Below are 16,534 nucleotides of genomic sequence, written 5' to 3'. Positions count from 1 at the left end.
TGACAGACCCGTGCAGGTTCTGGTTCGTGACAACAATGTTGATCAGGCGCTCAAGGCGCTAAAGAAGAAGATGCAGCGCGAAGGCGTTTTCCGCGAGATGAAGCTGCGTCGCCACTTCGAGAAGCCCTCCGAGCGTCGCGCTCGTGAAGCGGCCGAAGCGGTTCGCCGCGCCCGCAAGATGGAGCGCAAGCGCCTGGAGCGTGAAGGCTTCTAATCAGCCTGCCTCCAAGGCAAACAGATCAACCGCCGTTTTTACGGCGGTTTTTTTGTGCCTGGACGACTCCCGAGCCTCCCTGACGAAGCGCCAAGGCTGGGCGAGGGCATCCTGCCCCCTGCCCGCCCCGGAATACAGCTCCCGTACGGCTTCACTGTTTGGGTGACGAATCCTGATCCATCAGGCTACGCGACAGATAGACCGCCTCCAACGCACGCTCACGCGCGATCTCCTTGGCGTTCACCGTACCAGCGTGACCGCCTTCGGTATCTTCATAATAGAAGAAGTTCTTACCCAGCTCAGCCAGGTGCGCTGCGAAAAGGCGCGCATGAACCGGTCCGACGCGATCGTCCTTGGTCGAGGTGAAGATGAAAGGCACCGGATAGGTGACGTCCTTCTTCAGCTGCTGTAAGGGCGAAATACGCTCCAGGAAAGGACGCTCGGCAGGGTCAGCCATATGGCCGTACTCCGCGGCCCACGAAGCCCCGGCCGCCATCGTCTCGAAATGCTCCATATCGAGCAGCGGCACGCCGATGATCACGGCCTTCCACAGATCGGGATGCTGCGTGAATTCCACGCCCATCAACAGCCCGCCATTCGACCGGCCGCGAATACCCATATGGTCGCGATCGGCGATGCCGCGCTTGCCCAGATCGCGCCCGATGGCGGCGAAATCGTCATAGGCGTGCTGGCGGCCCGATTTCATGCCTGCCTCGTGCCAGGCCGGGCCGAATTCACCGCCACCGCGAATATTACCCACAACGTAGACGCCGCCACGCTCGAGCCAGGTCTTGCCGATATCGGCGTAGTAAGTCGGCAGATAGGAGAGATCGAACCCGCCATAGGCGGTAAACAGCACCGGGTTGTGGCCGTTGAGCTTCCAGTCGCTGCGATGCACCACGAAATACGGCACGGACACACCGTCGGTCGATTTGACCCAATATTGCTCGGTCACGAGGCCGTTCGCATCGAAAAGCGCAGGCGTCTCCTTTATTTTCTTTGCCTTGCCTGCTGACACATCGAGGCTCCAGAGCTGAGGCGGCGCGATATATCCTTCGAGTTTCAGCGTGGCATAGGCTTCGGACGGGTCGGATGATTGCAGCGAGGCCGAGACGTTAGCCGGTAGAGCGATAGTGGTTGCCTGCCAGGGCGCGCGTCCATGTTCCTGCCCCTCTATGGGACGGTAGACTCGCACGGAAGGCTGGACGTCGCGGTAGATGATGGCGACCACCCCCTTCGAGGTGATCCCGATATCGGCGGTCGTCTCATGGGCGTCCGGGGCGACCAGCACCTCGGGCAGGGTCTGGGGCGATGCCGGGTCAAGAGCAAGAATGCTGCCTTGCGTATAAGTCTTGTCCAGCTTCCAGTCCTGATCGAGCCTGACGATCAGCTTGCCCGCGTAATAGCCGAGGAAGCCGATTTTCTGCGGCAGGGCCAGAAGGCTCAGCTTCTGCGTCGTCGGGTCATAAACCCGATACTCGCTGCGGAAGAAATCGAGATTGCGCTGAATGATCGCGATCTGTTTGCCCTGATTGTCGTGCAACATCTCGGGCTCGACAATCATGTCCTCCTGCGTGCCGCGATAGAGTTCTCTAGCGTCCGAAAGCTTTTCGCCGCGTTTTACAAGGCGCACACTGAACGGGTAGCCCGATCGCGTCATGCTGTCAGAACCCCAGTCGCGCGAGACGAGCAATGTGTCGCGATCAAGCCAGGCTGCACGCTGCTTCGAGTGCGGCAACGCAAACCCACCCGGTACGAAGCTTTTCGTGACCGTGTCGAACTCACGATAGAAAGACGCATCCTCGCCTGAGAGCGACAGGACGATCAGGCAGCGTCGCGCGTCAGGAGACAGACAATCGGCGCCCTGAAACACCCAGTCACGCTTCTCCTGCTTTGATAACGCATCAATATCGAGTTCGGTCGTCCAGTCAGGGTTGGTGCTCTCGAAAGAGCTGCGTGTAGTCACGCGCCAGATTCCCTTCGGATGAGAAGCGTCCTGCCAGAAATTCCAGATCCGCCCGCCTGCCTGATCCGGCAGGGGCAGACGCCCGGAAGCCTGTTCGACCTTGAGCACGGAATCATAAAAACCCTGATAGCGCGGGTCAGCCTGCAAAAGCGTGGCGCTGCGACTGTTCTGGGCACGGACCCAGTCCAGAGCCTGCTTCCCCTGGACCTGCTCCAACACCGCCCGCGAGGGTACGGCAAAAGCAGGATCGGCCTTGGCCTGAAGCGGCACCGCCCCGATCAGGGACGTACACACAAGCGATGTCATCGCCAACAGAATGCGCCTCATGGCTCTCTCCCTTCTTGGAAACGTGAGGGAGCCTAGAACAGCGTTTCGGCAAGGGGAACAGGTGTTCTATGCGCAAACTGACGGCGTCAGGGGAGCCTGTACATCTGGACGTTGTCAGGCAGGGCAAGCGGGATGAGCTTGTAACAAATCATGGGGGTGCCCCGCAGCATCCGGCAAAAGCGCCGGTTTTCGGTCGAGCCGAGCCAGGATGCTGGCAGATCCGGCCGCTCGCTCTCCCGCAGGATAAGCATCGCCTTGTGCGGATGCTGAAGAACACGCCCGAGATAGGCCCAGCGCTTGTCATAGCTGAACAGGGCATGAGCCGGGTCGTGATAGGCGATGACCGCCGCCAGAGCGTAATCTCCCGCAACCAGCGCCTCGTCTTCCGGCAGGGCCGCACGCATGCGCTCCTTCAGGCCCGACCAGTCCGCCGTCTGACGGGCGATGACATCGTGATGGGCAGAGAGCTTCAGGGGCGAGAAAATGCCCTGTACCGTGACCAGCCCGGTCAGGATCAGACCGAGCGCACAGGCCAGCCCTATGCGCCGCCCTGTTGCCGCGGCGGCCAGAGCGGCTGCCGGGTAAAGCACGACCGGCCAGTTGGCCTGAACCCGCCCGCCAAAAGCATGCTGCACGAACACCGCAACCGGAATGATGCACAGACAGGCCAGCAAACGCGCGACAACATCGTCACTCGCCCTTCTCAGGCACCAGACCAAACCGATACAGAACAGAACGAAAATCAGCGGGGTTGCGAGGCCAAGCTGCCCCCCCGCCAATTCGAGCAGAAAATTCAGCGCGCGAAGCGGATGCCAATCCCCAGCCCTGCCACCCTGCTTGGCGAAGCTCGCCCATTGGTGGGTGGCATTCCAGAACAACACGGGAGCGATCGTGAGCAAGCCTGTGACACACCCACCCGACAGCCATAGCCAATGACGCCGTATGGACGGCGTGACCAGCGCCCAGAGACCGCAGCCGAAAGCGGGAAGAACGGCGGTATATTTGCTATCAAAGGCCAGGCCGAAAAACACACCGATGACGAGCCACCAGATTGGCTGACCGGTTCTGACAAGCCGCCCCAGCGCCCAGAGCGTCCAGGCGAGAAAAAAGACCAGCGGTGTGTCGGGCGTTGCGGTCGCGGCGCCCAGCCCCAGCATGAGCGTGGCATTAAGCAGCAGCGCCGCGCGATACCCTGCGGCACGACTACCCAGAAGATCGCGCCCCGCCCAGAAAAGCGCGACAGAGCCGATCAGGGCCGAAACCGGGCCGCAGAACCTGATACCGAGCGGATCATTGCCGAACAGCATTGTGCCCAGGCGTATCCAGAGCGCCACCATGGGCGGGTGATCGAGATAACCGGGCTGCGGATGCTGCGACCAGAGCCAGTAATACGCCTCATCCGGCGTCACCCCGAGACGAGCGGCCAGAGCAAGACGCAGCAGCGTCAACCCGATCAGCAACGTCCAGAAAAATACCACGGCACGCTTTCCGTCGAGACGGAAAACACTGAAATCGTCAGCGCCAGACGAGGGTAGAAGCAATCGCATAATTCCAGACCACACCGATTACCGCGCCGGCTGCGCTGGCCCGGCTCCAATGCCCATGAGTGTCATAGAGAAGCTGAGCCACCCCGATATTGCCAAAAGCCCCTATCGTGGCGCCTGTGACGAAAATACAGAGCCCCGGCAGCCAGCGTTTCCCCCTGAGCGGGCGATCGAGATAGGTGACGCGGTTATTGAGCTGGAAGTTGACCAGAATGGCGCAGGCCGTGCCGACTACCTGACTGATCTGGAAATTCGCCCCAGCAAAACGCGCCGTCTCCGAAATCAGAAGGTTGACCGCGATGCCGACAAGCCCGACCGCAGCGAAAATGACGAAGCGCGTCGGCAGCCAGCCACCGCAGGCGCGCTCGATCAACATGCCCAGAAACTGCACCATGACCAGAGGGCTGAGCTTGCTTTCTCCGGCCACGCGCGGCCGGAAAACAAAAGGCACCTCGATCAGCCGCGCCGTATGGGGCACGGAAAGCACCAGCTCGAGCAGTATCTTGAATCCCGTCCCCGTCAGGCGCGGCACGGCCTGTTCGAAAACAGGGCGCCTCATGGCGAAGAAACCGCTCATCGGATCGGAAAGCGTCATGGGCAGGATACTCTGGGCCAATTTGATCCCAGCCTGTGACAACATGTGGCGCCAGCGATTGGCCAGCCCGCTGCTGTCGCCGCCCTCTACATGGCGGCTCGCCACCGCAATATCGGCCCGGTTTTCGAGAAGCGGCGATACGAGATCGCGCAGAATGGCTTCATCATGCTGCAAATCGCCATCCATCACGGCAATGACCGGCGCCGTCGATGAGAGCGCGCCCTCGATAACCGCGGAAGACAGGCCACGGCGCCCGACGCGACGGATCAAACGCACGCGCGGGTCTGCCTGCGCCGACTCCTCGACTGCCTGGGCGGTCCCGTCGGGAGAATTATCGTCGACGAAGACGATCTCCCATTTCATGCCTTCGAGAGCGCGCTTTACACCCTCGATCAGAGGCGCAACGTTGGGCGCCTCGTTATAACAGGGAATGACGAGTGTCAGGTCCGCCGGGAGCGGCTGCATCATACCGGAACACCGGCTCTGCTGAGACTGGTGCGGATTGTCTGAAGGGTCTGCACCCGCACGACATGATCAAGATCGGTGAGTCTCTTGGTCAGATGATTCTGATGTGCGGCGTCGCGGGCGACCAGACGCACCAGAAAATCGCCGCCACCGCGTATCATGTGACACTCACGCACTTCCGCCCAGCCGGCGATTTCAGCTTCGAAGGCTTCGAGCACGCTCCCTTTCTGACTTTCGAGCCCGATCAGCGCAAAAAAAGTGAGAGACCAGCCCAACTTCGATGCATCGACATCGGCGTGATAGCCTTCGATCACGCCCACTTCCTCAAGACGTCTGACACGCCTCAGGCAAGGCGGCGCAGAGATCCCTGTGCGCCTGGCCAGCTCCACATTGGTCATGCGACCGTCACGTTGAAGCTCAGCCACGATCTGACGGTCGATCGGGTCGAGATCGACGATGCCGGCAGCGGAGGGCCCCGGTGCGATACCCCCCGCAGGCGTATCGCCACGCGACGAACCGGAATGGAAATGAGGGTCTTCTGAGTCGTTGTCAGTCATCGTCACCGTGAGGGTCGGTCAAAACTAGTCGGTTGGCAGGCGCGCTGCATCACCTATATCTGCATCATGACCCAAGAGCCATGTCTCTTGATACATGTCTCTTCACATTGGCTCGGCGCGCATGCCGCCGGGCCCAGACCGAGGACCTCACCAGTGAGCCAGAGTTTCAAAACCGACCTGATCGTGATCGGCGCCGGGCCAGCGGGCTATACCGCAGCCATCTACGCCGCGCGCGCCAATCTCAAGCCGATTCTCGTGGCCGGACTTCAACCCGGCGGCCAGCTGACCATCACAACGGAAGTCGAAAACTACCCCGGATTTGCCGAGCCGGTTCAGGGGCCTTGGCTCGTCGAACAGATGCGGCTCCAGGCCGAGCATGTTGGAACACAGATTCATTATGACCTGATTACCGATACGCGCTTCGACCAGAAGACCGAAGACGGCTATTTCACGCTCACTGCCGATTCCGGCGCAGTCTATCTGGCCCGCACTGTCGTGATTGCGACTGGCGCCCAGGCCAAATGGCTGGGCCTGCCTTCCGAAGCCCGCCTTCAAAGCGGCGGCGTGTCCGCCTGCGCCACCTGCGACGGTTTTTTCTATCGCGGCAAGAAAGTCGCGGTGATTGGGGGCGGCAACACGGCCGTCGAAGAGGCGCTTTATCTCACGCATCACGCCGATCATGTAACGCTCATCCATCGACGCGACACGTTACGTGCAGAACGCATTCTGCAGGACCGGCTTTTCGCCAATCCGAAAATCACCGTGCTGTGGGACCACGCGGTCGAGGAAATTCTCGGTGCAGGCAAGCCTGAAGTCGTCTGCGGCGTCAGACTGCGCAATACCCAGAACAACAGCGAACAGAGCCTCGATGTGGATGGTGTTTTCGTCGCCATCGGTCACAGCCCGAACACGGGCCCCTTCCGCGACACGCTGGACTGCGACTCTGAAGGCTATATCGTGACCGCACCGGGCAGCACCAGAACATCGATCCCTGGCGTATTCGCGGCAGGTGACGTGCAGGACAAGAAATTCCGGCAGGCCATTACTGCCGCCGGAACAGGGTGCATGGCCGCACTTGAGGCCGAGCATCTTCTTGCTGGATTGTCCTGAGAGCGAGATCGTTATTCTTGCGTAAGATCTGCTGCATAAAATGACTTGGCAGAGTCAAAGAATGCTGCCAAGTCAAGGAGATCAACATTTCATGACCGCATGGGACGCTGGCAGGCGATCGCGCCTGGCAGGCCCTTCTCTGTCCTGCGGTCGGAGAACGAGCTCTAGGAAAGCCGCATGGACTGGGACAAACTGCGTATCTTCCATGCTGTTGCTGAAGCAGGATCTTTCACTCATGCCGGAGACAGGCTCAACCTCAGCCAGTCTGCCGTGTCGCGCCAGATCTCGGCTCTGGAAGAAACACTGAATGTTCCGCTATTTCATCGCCATGCGCGCGGGCTGATCCTGACTGAACAGGGCGAGACGCTCAATCATACGGTCAGGGAGGTCTTTTCAAAACTTTCCCTGACGCAAGCCTATCTGAGCGAGAGCAAGGTCAAGGCAAAAGGCGAGCTCAAGATCACCACCACTTCCGGCTTCGGCCTGGGTTGGCTCGCTCCGAGGCTGCAACGCTTTCTGGGGCTTCATCCCGACATAGAAGTGAGCCTCATCATGGAGGACACCGATCTCGATCTGGGCATGAGAGAAGCCGATGTGGCCATCCGCATGCACCCGCCCCGCCAGGCCGATCTGATCCAGCGTCATCTGGCCAATTTTCTGATGCCGATCTACGCGAGCCAAGCCTATATCGACCAGCACGGCATGCCTACCAGCATTGCCGATCTGTCCCAGCATCATCTGGTCGGATTTGCGGGCCTGTCCCCGCCACTGCCCGATGCTTTCTGGCTGCTCGATCTCGTGCGACGTCAGAGCCATGGATCGGTGCGCAACAAGCTCGAAATCAACAGCTTTCCAGCCATCGCCAGCGCAATCGCCCATGGCGCGGGAATCGGATCGCTGCCTACCTATCTCGCACAGGCCCACCCGGAACTGCTGCGCATTCTGCCCCACGAGCCCGTGCCTACGGTGGAGGCGTTTTTCGTCTATCCCGAAGAACTTAAGATGTCGAAGCGCATCACCGTCTTGCGTGACTTTCTGTTGAGTGAAATTCAGGGAGCGAAACTGTAACGGCGCTCGGCGGCAGCTGTCGCTCGATCAGGCATCTCCAGGAGAAATCGTGCCAATCGACAGCCCGATCATCACGCTTTGCGTGCGTGCAGACTATTGACCCGCTCGCGCAGTTCCTTGCCTGCCTTGAAGAACGGAATCGTCTTCTCGCCCACCGCAACGCTCGATCCGGTACGAGGATTGCGTCCCTGCCTGGCCTCCCTCTTCTTCACGACAAAAGCACCGAAGCCACGTATCTCCACCCGGTCACCGCGGGCGAGAGCTGACGAGATCTCCGACAGAATCGTTTGGACGATCAGTTCGATGTCGCGAGCATTCAGATGAGGATGCGCCGCTGAGAGTTCAGCAATGAGTTCTGATTTCGTCATGAAGAAAACTATGCGCTCTCGAAATCGATTGGACGCGCCGTTCGGCGCATCCGAGGGGTATGATTTCTGCTACCGTGGCAAAATCGCTACGGCACCGTCAAGCTTCTGATAGGCGGTCAGTGCCTCAACCGCCTGAGCAATACCAAACCAGTCGCCACCGAACTTGCGCTCAAGACGACCGAGAAGCGAATGCGGGGGCTTCTCCGCCTTGATCGGCCGCACTGGCAGGGCCTTCCCGTCATGTATCTGGCCATGCAGCCAGACCAGCGCCTGGTCTTCGTCACCAAGCTGATCGATCAGATGAAGCGGCACCGCCTGACGACCCGTATAGGGGCGCCCATCGGCAAGGGCGCGAATGTCATCGACAGGGCGGCGACGCCCCTTGGAGACCATGGTCACGAACTGGTCGAAAAGGTCATCGACGATTCCCTGCAACATGACCCGCCCTTCTGGCTTGAGCGGCACGAAAGGCTGGGACTGATCCTTCATAGCGCCTGAGGCGATGGTATCGGTCGTCAATCCGATCCGACCCAGCAGACCCGAGGCGTCAGGTCGGATCATGATCACACCGATCGACCCGGTGATCGTGGAGGGATACGCAAAGATGCGCTGGGCGGCCACAGCGATCATATAGCCCGCAGAGGCAGCAGTGCCCTGCATCGAAACCGCAACGGGTTTATGTGCCGCGAAGGAAGCCACGGCATCATGCAAAGCAACGCCACCCGTTACACCGCCGCCTGGACTATCGATGACCAGAAGCAGACCCCGGATATGAGGATCGTGCTCAGCCTGCTCGATCGCCTCGACTTGCGGACGGACCTGATCGGAGATGACACCCTTTACATCGAAACGCGCAATGGCATCGGCGGGAGGATGGGGACGCGCAGGGATGAAGAGAACCGCACCCGCGACGACGAGCGCAGCGAGCGCTACCCCACGCCAAAGCACGAGACGGCGGCGCTGGTATCGGTTCACCATACCGACGTCATCCCCCGGCATCGTCTCATTCGTCATGACTCGTTTCCTCAACCGGCAATAAAAAAAAGCAACCCACCGCAGGATGAGTTGCCTTTAATAACAAGTCTATATGGTTAAAACGAAATCAGGCCTTTTTGGCACGTCCGCGACGGGCCGGGCGCTCTTCGCCTTCGGTACCTTCTGCAGCAGAAGCGCGGGCAGCCGCGTCCACGCCTGCATTGATTTTGCGACCAAGGCCAATTTCACGGGCGAGATGCGAACGGCGCTCAGCATAATTCGGCGCAACCAGCGGGTAGTCGCTCGGCAGACCCCAGCGTTCGCGGTACTGCTCGGGCGACATGCCGTAAGCGCTCTGAAGATGGCGCTTCAGCATCTTCAGCTTCTTACCGTCTTCAAGGCAAACGATGTAATCGGGGAAAACCGAACGCTTGATCGGCACGGCAGGTTGCGGACGCTCCGGCTCGGGATCGGCCTGACCGGCACCCTGCAGCGCGTTGTATACTTGCTTGATCATCCCCGGGAGCTCGTCTCCGGCCATAGGATTATTAGCAACATGAGATGAAACAATCTGAGCGGTCAGCTCGAGTAGGGCGACGTTGGTTTCAGACTCTGACATTTATTTTCTCTTTGTTGAAGTTTAACTCTTTTAACTGGTTCTTTTATACCATCACCTTTGTGAGGTAAATAGGTTTAACGGTTTCTTCTCTGGTTTTTATTCTCTTCATCTCATTTTGTTAAAAGCAACTTGAATTCACAATGCTTCCTTCATCCATTCAAGAAAATAATTTCTAATCGCCGTGGTGAAAAGATATTTCCTCTGAACATTTCGTCAATTCTCGTCAAAATATAATAGAATCCATTTGTAAATTTTTTGATAAACCAAGGACAGCTCGTAACATTTTTTTTTATCCATAAAGGCGAGTGCTGAACGACATGGATATTGTTGAATATTTAACGATATCTATTCTTCGGTCTTCTCAGCAATCCGCCTTCCTCTGACACGTCATAATGCTTCGTCTTCTATGCGAACGAATATGGCAACAACAAGAACCTGCAGTTTCTTCCTATTCATAAGATCGCGATTCGGTCGACCAAGACCCTGCGATTTGATTGCAGCCGACACATTGAACGGTTCTTCCGACATACCTGACAGGATTAGCTTATCAATTGCTCCGTATCCGTTTGGTACTGATGAAACAAACCTGTAACGAAGTAAGTTTATCCGCGAAACTTGCTCTCCGCTCCAATCCTCGCGTCCGCATCGGCATATCTTTGCGTGCAATTCAGCTCTTCGATAACGACGGTTAACTATTTTTTTCGCTCGTTATGCGTGTTTTCACGGCGCTAGCCCGCCTCGTGACCGCCGTTGTCCTGCCCCCACCGCAACATGCGACCGTCACTCGCGCTGTTCTGCGGCTGTACCCGACTCGAATTAATGAATGTTTAGACCCTAGAGGCAGCACTGCGCTTTTCTTCGGTCTGACAGACTGTCATCATGACGACTTCTGTGCCTCGTCGGCATTTTTCAACCGTGTGAATCCCGGTCTTGCCAGTCTTGCGCTCTTTTTCCCGAATTTTTCCGAAACCTGCCTCCTTAAACACTGTCTCTTCGTTTATGAGGCGTGATCGCTGGGCGTGGCTTTATGCGCCATCAGGGCAAGCCGTAGAGTTTGCCCTGCGCAATACGATTGCAGCGCTTCTCGCTCTCGGCATCGCCATGTGGATGGAGCTCGACAGCCCGATCTGGGCGACGATGACCGTCTGGGCCGTGGCCCAGAGTACGCGTGGCGAAAGTCTGTCCAAAGCCAGATGGCGTATCGTCGGTACGGTTATCGGCGCGATCGCAGCGGTCGGTCTTTTCACAGTCTTTCCTCAGCAGCCGCTGCTGTTCTTTCTGACACTGGCGCTCTGGATGGGGCTCTGCGCCGGCATTGCCACCTTCGTCAGCAATTTTCGCGCCTATGCCCTCGTCCTGTCGGGTTATACGTGCGCCATCATCGCGATGGGTGCGGTTTACGACCCGGAAAATGTCTTCATGATTGCGGTTTCGCGCTCGACCTATATTGCGCTCGGCGTGCTGTGCGAGGCAGCGATGGGCCTCATTTTTGCCACCAGCCAGGAACGCCAGGCCCGCCAGGCAGTGCGCACCAAGCTGCAATCGGCCTTGTCGCTGGTGTCTCTTTCCATCGCCGATATTCTTTCCGATGCGGCGACAACCCAGCGCAAGGCGCGCGACCTCTTCGCCACAATTTTGCGTCTCAACAGCGAAATCGAGTTCGCCGAAATCGAAATGGGGCCCCACGGCCATGAGGGCGACCACGCCCGCGCCGCGCTCGCGGCCGTATCTATCCTGCTTTCGCGCGGCTTCGGCATGGCGGCGCGTCTGGCAGCATTGTCCCACAGCCATGGCAGCTTTCGAGAAACCTCGCACGATGCCCAGATTTTCCTGCGGGGACTCGAGCCGCGGCTGAAGGCGCAGGAACCGGTGCAGTCCATCCTCGCCGATCTGCATATACTGATCGAGGACTGCCGCCTTCATGCAGCTCCATTCATACGATCCGATCAGGAGGAACCCGTCCTGCTTGCCCCAGTCGATGAGCGCGTTCTGCATGTCGCACTGGGGGAACTGCTCAACGATCTTGAGATTGCCATCATCGAGTATGATGCCAGCACCCACCTCATTCGCGGCGATCGCTTTCAGTTCCGGTTGCAATCCCATCATGACCCGCGCAATGCGATCAATAATGGCCTGCGCGTCATGGCGGCCATCCTGTTCACCGCACTGGTCTGGGAGGTTACCGCCTGGCCCAATGGCACCGCATTCATTTCGATGACGGCTCTGATCTGCGGTCTGTTCGCCACGCAGGAAAACCCGGTTCTCGGCACGACTACCTTCCTGAAGGGGACAATCTGGTCTGTCGTCGCCGGAGGTGTTCTCACCTTCATTTTCGTGCCGAAATTCGACACCTATGAAATGTTCATCATGGCCTTCGGGCCGGCCATGTTCATCGGTGGCCTCGCCCGTTTCAATGTGCCGACAGCGGGGGCTGCTGCTGCTTATGGCCTGCTGATGCCGAGCATGGTGAATGTGCAAAATCACCACCGCCTCGATGAAATTGCCTTCTTCAATGGGGCAACTTCGACGGTCATGGCGGCCTGCGCTGCCGTCCTGGTTTTTCACACCTTCCTGCCGTTCAACCCGCAATCAGAGCGTCTGCGCCTGCGCAAGCAGATGCTGGGCGAATTGCGCGCGCTCTGCCATCTGCGCAAGGCGCCCGAAACGCGCCTGTGGATCGGTCGTAACATCGACCGCTTTGCGCGACTGATCCGCCATGCAGGCCCCTCGCCTCTGCCTATTGTCGAAAGCTATCTACAGGGCACGCTCGCCGTCATGACGATCGGTCTCAATGCAATCAGATTGCGCACCCTGCTCGACCGCGAGCATCTGCCCGTTACCGCAAGACGCGCCATCGAATTACTGCTCGACCGGATGGAATACACCCGCGATCGCCACGACCGGCCTGCACGCGTGGCCGCAGCCGCCGTGCGGCGCCTGCGCGCGCTCGATCGCACCGAACGCGATCTGGTCACACGCCTCGAACTGATCAGGGGCATTTCCTATCTCGTGGTCATCAGGGATGAGCTGGTGGCCAATGCGGCGTTTCTCGACGAGACCCAGAGCTTTACGAGCCGTCATATTCTGGAGGAGTCGCGATGACACCCGAACTGCCAAGCCTCGCTCTGCGCGGCACGACCCTGCGCTTTGCCGGCAACCCGTTCGACATGCCACCACAGGACGCGCTGCTGACCGACACCGATGGTCTCGTGGTGATCAAGTCCGGGCGCATCAGCGCAATCGGCGCTTACGCGGATCTGGCCCCGACCTTGCCGCCGGAAATATCCGTCATTGACCATAGGGGCAGCCTGATCGGGCCGGGCTTCATCGATGCTCATGTGCATTACCCACAATTCGGCGTCATTGCCTCTTATGGCGAGCAGCTTCTCTCCTGGCTTGAACGCTATGTTTTCCCTGAAGAACGCCGCTTCGCCGATCGCGCCTATGCTGATCGAATTGCCGAGGGTTTTCTCGACTCCCTGCTCGATCACGGCACCACGACAGCCGCGGTCTATTGCACCGTTCACCCGGAATCGGTCGATGCATTCTTTACGGCCTCGCAAAAGCGCAACACGCGCATGATTGCGGGGAAAGTGCTGATGGATCGCAATGCGCCGGATTATCTGCGCGACACGGCGCAAAGCGGTTATGACGAGTCGCGACGCCTCATCGACACATGGCATGGCACAGGGCGACAGCTTTACGCTGTCACGCCACGCTTCGCACCGACGAGTACGGAAGAACAATTGACCCTCGCCGGTGCGTTGCTCGATACGGCACCGGACCTGTTCATGCAGACCCATCTGCTCGAGACCGTACAGGAAGCACGCTGGGTCGAGGCGCTGTTTCCGCATCGCTCGGGCTATCTCGATGTCTACGACCGCGCCGGGCTGGTGCGGCCGCGCAGTATCTTCGGCCATGCTGTGCATGTGACGGAGCACGATCTCACGCGATGCTCCCATGCGGGCTGCACTCTGGCGCATTGCCCGACCTCCAATGCCTTTCTCGGCAGCGGGGCCTTTCGCTTGTTCGACGCCCTGCGCCCCGACCGACGCGTGCCCGTCGCGCTTGGCACCGATATCGGCGGCGGCAACAGCCTGTCGATGCTGCGTGTCATGAACGACGCCTATACGGCGGCTCAGTCTCACGGCACGAGCCTGCACCCCGTGCAATCCTACTGGCTTGCCACGGCCGGCGCAGCGCAGGCGCTCGGTCTCTCAACGCAGATCGGGCAGATCGAACCGGGCACCGAGGCCGATCTCTGCGTAATGAACCCCATGGCCACCCCGCTCATGGCGCAGAGGGCCGAGCGGGCGCAATCCGTCCCGGATCTGCTCTTCGCCCTGTCCATGCTGGGCGATGACAGGGCCATAGAAGCCACTTACATCATGGGCCGACGCCACACCCCGCTTCCGCGCTGAGGGCGCACGCCCCTCAGAGCATTCCGCGCGTGCTCAGCCAGTTCCGGTACCAGTTGGGCCACTCGGAGGTGACCCGATCCGGTTCGCCCATGCCGAATCCATGACCGCCCGATGGCAGGCGATGATAATCGACATCGGTGCCGATTGCCTCACAGGTACGGGCCATCAGCGCGGCGTTGAAGGGGTTGGCAATGCGATCGTTATCAGCCTGCGTCAGAAAGACCGGCGGATAGCCCGGTGTCACATGGCTCTGCACCGACCATAGTCGTGCCAAAGCCGGATCGGGATCAGCCCCGACCAGATCGCGATGTGTCGCCGTGTGATCATAGGGTTTTTCGAGTGTGATGACCGGGTAGATCAGCGCAGCCCCGGCAAGAGGCGCCAGTCTCCCTCCGAGCGGGTCAGCCGACAGAGGCCCTGCCCCGGCCCAGTGACTCGCCGTCATTCCCATAAGGTGCCCCCCAGCCGAAAACCCCAGAAGACTGATCCGGTCTAGATCCAGCTTCTCGGCAGGGGCGCGAAGCCTGATGAGTGTCAGAGCCCGTCGTGCATCCTGCAACGGCGCCAGCGGCCCCTCGGCCCAGCCTTCTCCGGGCAGGCGGTACACGAGGATGAATGCCGTGATACCGCGTGCATTCAGCCACCTCGCCGCCGGATAGGCCTCCCGACGCATCCCGATACGCTGGTAACCGCCTCCTGCCGCCACCAGAACGGCGCTGCCATTGGGGCGTTCGGGCCGGAATATCTCGAGCCTCGGCTCACGTATATTATAGAGCGCCCCACTCGGCGTGGATTGCTCGACGCCCCCCGGCCCGCCCCCGCCCGGCGGTGTATCGGGCCAGAGGGCGATCTGCTCGGGAGATTGCGAGCGCGATGGGCTGTGGCAGCCCCCAAGCAGGGAAAATGAACCGGCGGCTGAGCAGACAAGCAGCGTGCGTCGATGCAGCGGGGGGCCGTTGAAACGATCACGCGACATGTTGCCTCCTCTCTCGGCGTCTAGGCCTTTCGGACGAATTCCGATTTCAGGTTCATCGCCCCGATTCCCGGAATTTTGCAGGACAGATTATGTCCGTCATGGCCATCGGTAAGACGAACCCCTCTGACCTTGGTGCCGCCCTTTATCACCGATGACGATCCCTTGACCTTGAGATCCTTGATGATGGTGACGCTATCACCGTCTGCAAGAGGATTGCCATTGGCATCGCGAACAACGGCATCGTCCTGCAAGGGCGCCTCCCCTTCCGCGGTACTCCATTCAAGGGCGCATTCCGGGCAAACCCAAAGACCGCCATCCTGGTAGATATGTTCACAGCCGCATTGCGGGCATAGATCGCTTTTCACGATTTTTCGTCCTGTTTTTCTTTCGGTGCGCTCATGAAGCGATACCGCCATCATGACTGCGCCTGCCTTGTCATCGGTATGAAGGCGTCAGCAGCCTTCGAGATGAGCCCTTCTAGAGTTTCTCGAAGCCACTGGAAAGTATTGAGCCTGACGCCCGGCGCCAGTCGGATATCGCCGGGCGTGCCTGGGTGTCCTGGCCAGGGCGGCTCGCGAAGAAAGAAACAGAGAAGGAAAAAGTGACCGGTGACCTGAAGACACCGTCAAGCGGGTCTGGCGGAGAGGGTGGGATTCGAACCCACGGTGCCCGTGAAGGCACAACGGTTTTCGAGACCGTCCCAATCGACCACTCTGGCACCTCTCCGTAGCAGGATCACCTGGTCGTGGGCGGCTTATAAGGGGCAGATCGCGCGATGCGCAAGAGGGGCAATGACGATTCTTTTCGCCTTCCTTTCCTTTTCCCGATCGGACGACGCGATAATGATTGACGCAGCCGTGTCGCCTCCTGTAGTGAGCCCCCCTCGCGGGCGTGCTTGCGCGCCGGCCAATAATAAAAAGCGACTGGGCAATGCCGACTGGGGGAAAACCCCGGCAAAATTGCCAAGAGATCGGACTTGAAAGAGTTTACATATGTTCGCAGTCATCCGCACCGGCGGAAAGCAGTATCGCGTCACCCCGCAGATCACGCTGAAGGTCGAAAAGCTCGAAGCCGAAGCCGGCTCGACGATCACCTTCTCCGACGTTCTGGCCGTTGGCTCTGACGCCGGCATCAAGATCGGCGCTCCGCTGGTCGCTGGCGCCACCGTCACGGCAACCGTGATCGCCCAGGACCGCCTGGACACGGTCATCATCTTCAAGAAGCGCCGCCGGCAGAACAGCCGTCGCAAGAACGGTCATCGTCAGCACGTGACCGTCCTGCGCATCGACGCGATCAACGCAGCGTAACTGACGCTAGAGAGAAGGAGAG

Annotated in this window: 15 protein-coding genes and 1 tRNA gene; 6 read left to right on the top strand and 10 right to left on the bottom strand. The window is 59.5% G+C overall.

Going from position 1 to position 16,534, the window contains the following annotated elements; all coding sequences use genetic code 11:
- The first annotated feature begins 10 nt into the window (after window positions 1-10).
- Window positions 11-214 carry a 30S ribosomal protein S21 gene (gene rpsU / locus ABHV46_RS14595; protein WP_007283570.1) on the top strand — a complete coding sequence of 68 codons (204 nt, stop codon included), beginning with the start codon at window positions 11-13 and terminating at the stop codon, window positions 212-214.
- Window positions 215-365: 151 nt separating this feature from the next.
- On the opposite strand, the gene ABHV46_RS14590 is transcribed toward rpsU, so the two are convergent.
- The 4 genes from ABHV46_RS14590 to ABHV46_RS14575 all read right to left on the bottom strand — a co-directional run bounded on the left by ABHV46_RS14590 (window position 366) and on the right by ABHV46_RS14575 (window position 5,509).
- Entirely contained in the window at window positions 366-2,507 is a 2,142-nt protein-coding gene (locus tag ABHV46_RS14590) for a prolyl oligopeptidase family serine peptidase (protein WP_438382070.1), read from the bottom strand.
- A gap of 86 nt (window positions 2,508-2,593) precedes the next feature.
- Complete coding sequence (locus tag ABHV46_RS14585) at window positions 2,594-4,054, bottom strand: glycosyltransferase family 39 protein (protein ID WP_438382069.1); 1,461 nt, start codon at window positions 4,052-4,054, stop codon at window positions 2,594-2,596.
- Window positions 4,023-5,114: a glycosyltransferase family 2 protein gene (locus ABHV46_RS14580; RefSeq protein ID WP_438382068.1), complete on the bottom strand. Its 1,092-nt coding sequence runs from the start codon at window positions 5,112-5,114 to the stop codon at window positions 4,023-4,025. Before ABHV46_RS14580 ends, ABHV46_RS14585 begins: the two co-directional genes overlap by 32 nt.
- Complete coding sequence (locus ABHV46_RS14575) at window positions 5,111-5,509, bottom strand: Lrp/AsnC family transcriptional regulator (protein ID WP_438384440.1); 399 nt, start codon at window positions 5,507-5,509, stop codon at window positions 5,111-5,113. Before ABHV46_RS14575 ends, ABHV46_RS14580 begins: the two co-directional genes overlap by 4 nt.
- Window positions 5,510-5,821: 312 nt before the next feature.
- Between ABHV46_RS14575 and trxB the strand changes: the two genes are divergently transcribed.
- Together trxB and ABHV46_RS14565 are read left to right on the top strand one after the other, a co-directional pair.
- Entirely contained in the window at window positions 5,822-6,778 is a 957-nt protein-coding gene (gene trxB, locus ABHV46_RS14570; RefSeq protein ID WP_438382067.1) for a thioredoxin-disulfide reductase, read from the top strand.
- 177 nt (window positions 6,779-6,955) lie between these two features.
- Window positions 6,956-7,846, top strand: a complete 891-nt coding sequence (locus tag ABHV46_RS14565) for a LysR family transcriptional regulator (protein ID WP_438382066.1) — start codon at window positions 6,956-6,958, stop codon at window positions 7,844-7,846.
- A gap of 71 nt (window positions 7,847-7,917) precedes the next feature.
- Here ABHV46_RS14565 and ABHV46_RS14560 read toward each other — a convergent pair whose 3' ends face one another.
- From ABHV46_RS14560 to ABHV46_RS14550, 3 genes are all read right to left on the bottom strand, one after another.
- Window positions 7,918-8,214 (bottom strand): integration host factor subunit beta, encoded by a 297-nt coding sequence (locus tag ABHV46_RS14560; protein WP_336945615.1) that lies wholly within the window; start codon window positions 8,212-8,214, stop codon window positions 7,918-7,920.
- 69 nt (window positions 8,215-8,283) lie between these two features.
- Window positions 8,284-9,228 carry a signal peptide peptidase SppA gene (sppA, locus tag ABHV46_RS14555; RefSeq protein WP_438382065.1) on the bottom strand — a complete coding sequence of 315 codons (945 nt, stop codon included), beginning with the start codon at window positions 9,226-9,228 and terminating at the stop codon, window positions 8,284-8,286.
- A gap of 88 nt (window positions 9,229-9,316) precedes the next feature.
- Complete coding sequence (locus ABHV46_RS14550; RefSeq protein WP_336945617.1) at window positions 9,317-9,808, bottom strand: MucR family transcriptional regulator; 492 nt, start codon at window positions 9,806-9,808, stop codon at window positions 9,317-9,319.
- A gap of 999 nt (window positions 9,809-10,807) precedes the next feature.
- Here ABHV46_RS14550 and ABHV46_RS14545 point away from each other — a divergent pair.
- Both ABHV46_RS14545 and guaD read left to right on the top strand, forming a co-directional pair.
- Window positions 10,808-12,910, top strand: coding sequence for an FUSC family protein (locus tag ABHV46_RS14545; protein ID WP_438382064.1), 2,103 nt, complete (start codon window positions 10,808-10,810; stop codon window positions 12,908-12,910).
- Window positions 12,907-14,229, top strand: a complete 1,323-nt coding sequence (gene guaD / locus ABHV46_RS14540) for a guanine deaminase (protein ID WP_438382063.1) — start codon at window positions 12,907-12,909, stop codon at window positions 14,227-14,229. Before ABHV46_RS14545 ends, guaD begins: the two co-directional genes overlap by 4 nt.
- Before the next feature lie 13 nt (window positions 14,230-14,242).
- On the opposite strand, the gene ABHV46_RS14535 is transcribed toward guaD, so the two are convergent.
- From ABHV46_RS14535 to ABHV46_RS14525, 3 genes are all read right to left on the bottom strand, one after another.
- The gene (locus ABHV46_RS14535) at window positions 14,243-15,205 is read right to left on the bottom strand and encodes an alpha/beta hydrolase (protein WP_438382062.1); all 963 of its coding nucleotides are present in this window, start codon (window positions 15,203-15,205) and stop codon (window positions 14,243-14,245) included.
- Between the two features lie 20 nt (window positions 15,206-15,225).
- A complete protein-coding gene (locus ABHV46_RS14530) occupies window positions 15,226-15,570 on the bottom strand; it encodes a zinc ribbon domain-containing protein YjdM (RefSeq protein ID WP_438382061.1) in 345 nt (114 codons plus the stop codon).
- Between the two features lie 271 nt (window positions 15,571-15,841).
- Window positions 15,842-15,931: transfer RNA gene (locus ABHV46_RS14525), tRNA-Ser, on the bottom strand.
- 266 nt (window positions 15,932-16,197) lie between these two features.
- Between ABHV46_RS14525 and rplU the strand changes: the two genes are divergently transcribed.
- Entirely contained in the window at window positions 16,198-16,512 is a 315-nt protein-coding gene (gene rplU, locus ABHV46_RS14520) for a 50S ribosomal protein L21 (RefSeq protein ID WP_336945622.1), read from the top strand.
- Window positions 16,513-16,534 lie beyond the last annotated feature (22 nt).

It is taken from the genome of Asaia sp. BMEF1 (assembly GCF_051628905.1).
GTDB lineage: Bacteria > Pseudomonadota > Alphaproteobacteria > Acetobacterales > Acetobacteraceae > Asaia.
Note: the sequence above shows the minus strand (reverse complement) of the source record. Positions and strands in the feature narration are given on the sequence as shown.

Coding starts and splice junctions, on each gene's coding strand:
- ABHV46_RS14560 (WP_336945615.1), bottom strand. CDS start 8,214: ATGACGAAATCAGAACTCATTGCTGAACTCTCAGCGGCGCATCCTCAT.
- guaD (WP_438382063.1), top strand. CDS start 12,907: ATGACACCCGAACTGCCAAGCCTCGCTCTGCGCGGCACGACCCTGCGC.
- rplU (WP_336945622.1), top strand. CDS start 16,198: ATGTTCGCAGTCATCCGCACCGGCGGAAAGCAGTATCGCGTCACCCCG.
- ABHV46_RS14565 (WP_438382066.1), top strand. CDS start 6,956: ATGGACTGGGACAAACTGCGTATCTTCCATGCTGTTGCTGAAGCAGGA.
- ABHV46_RS14545 (WP_438382064.1), top strand. CDS start 10,808: ATGAGGCGTGATCGCTGGGCGTGGCTTTATGCGCCATCAGGGCAAGCC.
- ABHV46_RS14585 (WP_438382069.1), bottom strand. CDS start 4,054: ATGCGATTGCTTCTACCCTCGTCTGGCGCTGACGATTTCAGTGTTTTC.
- sppA (WP_438382065.1), bottom strand. CDS start 9,228: ATGACGAATGAGACGATGCCGGGGGATGACGTCGGTATGGTGAACCGA.
- ABHV46_RS14535 (WP_438382062.1), bottom strand. CDS start 15,205: ATGTCGCGTGATCGTTTCAACGGCCCCCCGCTGCATCGACGCACGCTG.
- ABHV46_RS14550 (WP_336945617.1), bottom strand. CDS start 9,808: ATGTCAGAGTCTGAAACCAACGTCGCCCTACTCGAGCTGACCGCTCAG.
- ABHV46_RS14580 (WP_438382068.1), bottom strand. CDS start 5,114: ATGATGCAGCCGCTCCCGGCGGACCTGACACTCGTCATTCCCTGTTAT.
- ABHV46_RS14590 (WP_438382070.1), bottom strand. CDS start 2,507: ATGAGGCGCATTCTGTTGGCGATGACATCGCTTGTGTGTACGTCCCTG.
- ABHV46_RS14575 (WP_438384440.1), bottom strand. CDS start 5,509: ATGACCAATGTGGAGCTGGCCAGGCGCACAGGGATCTCTGCGCCGCCT.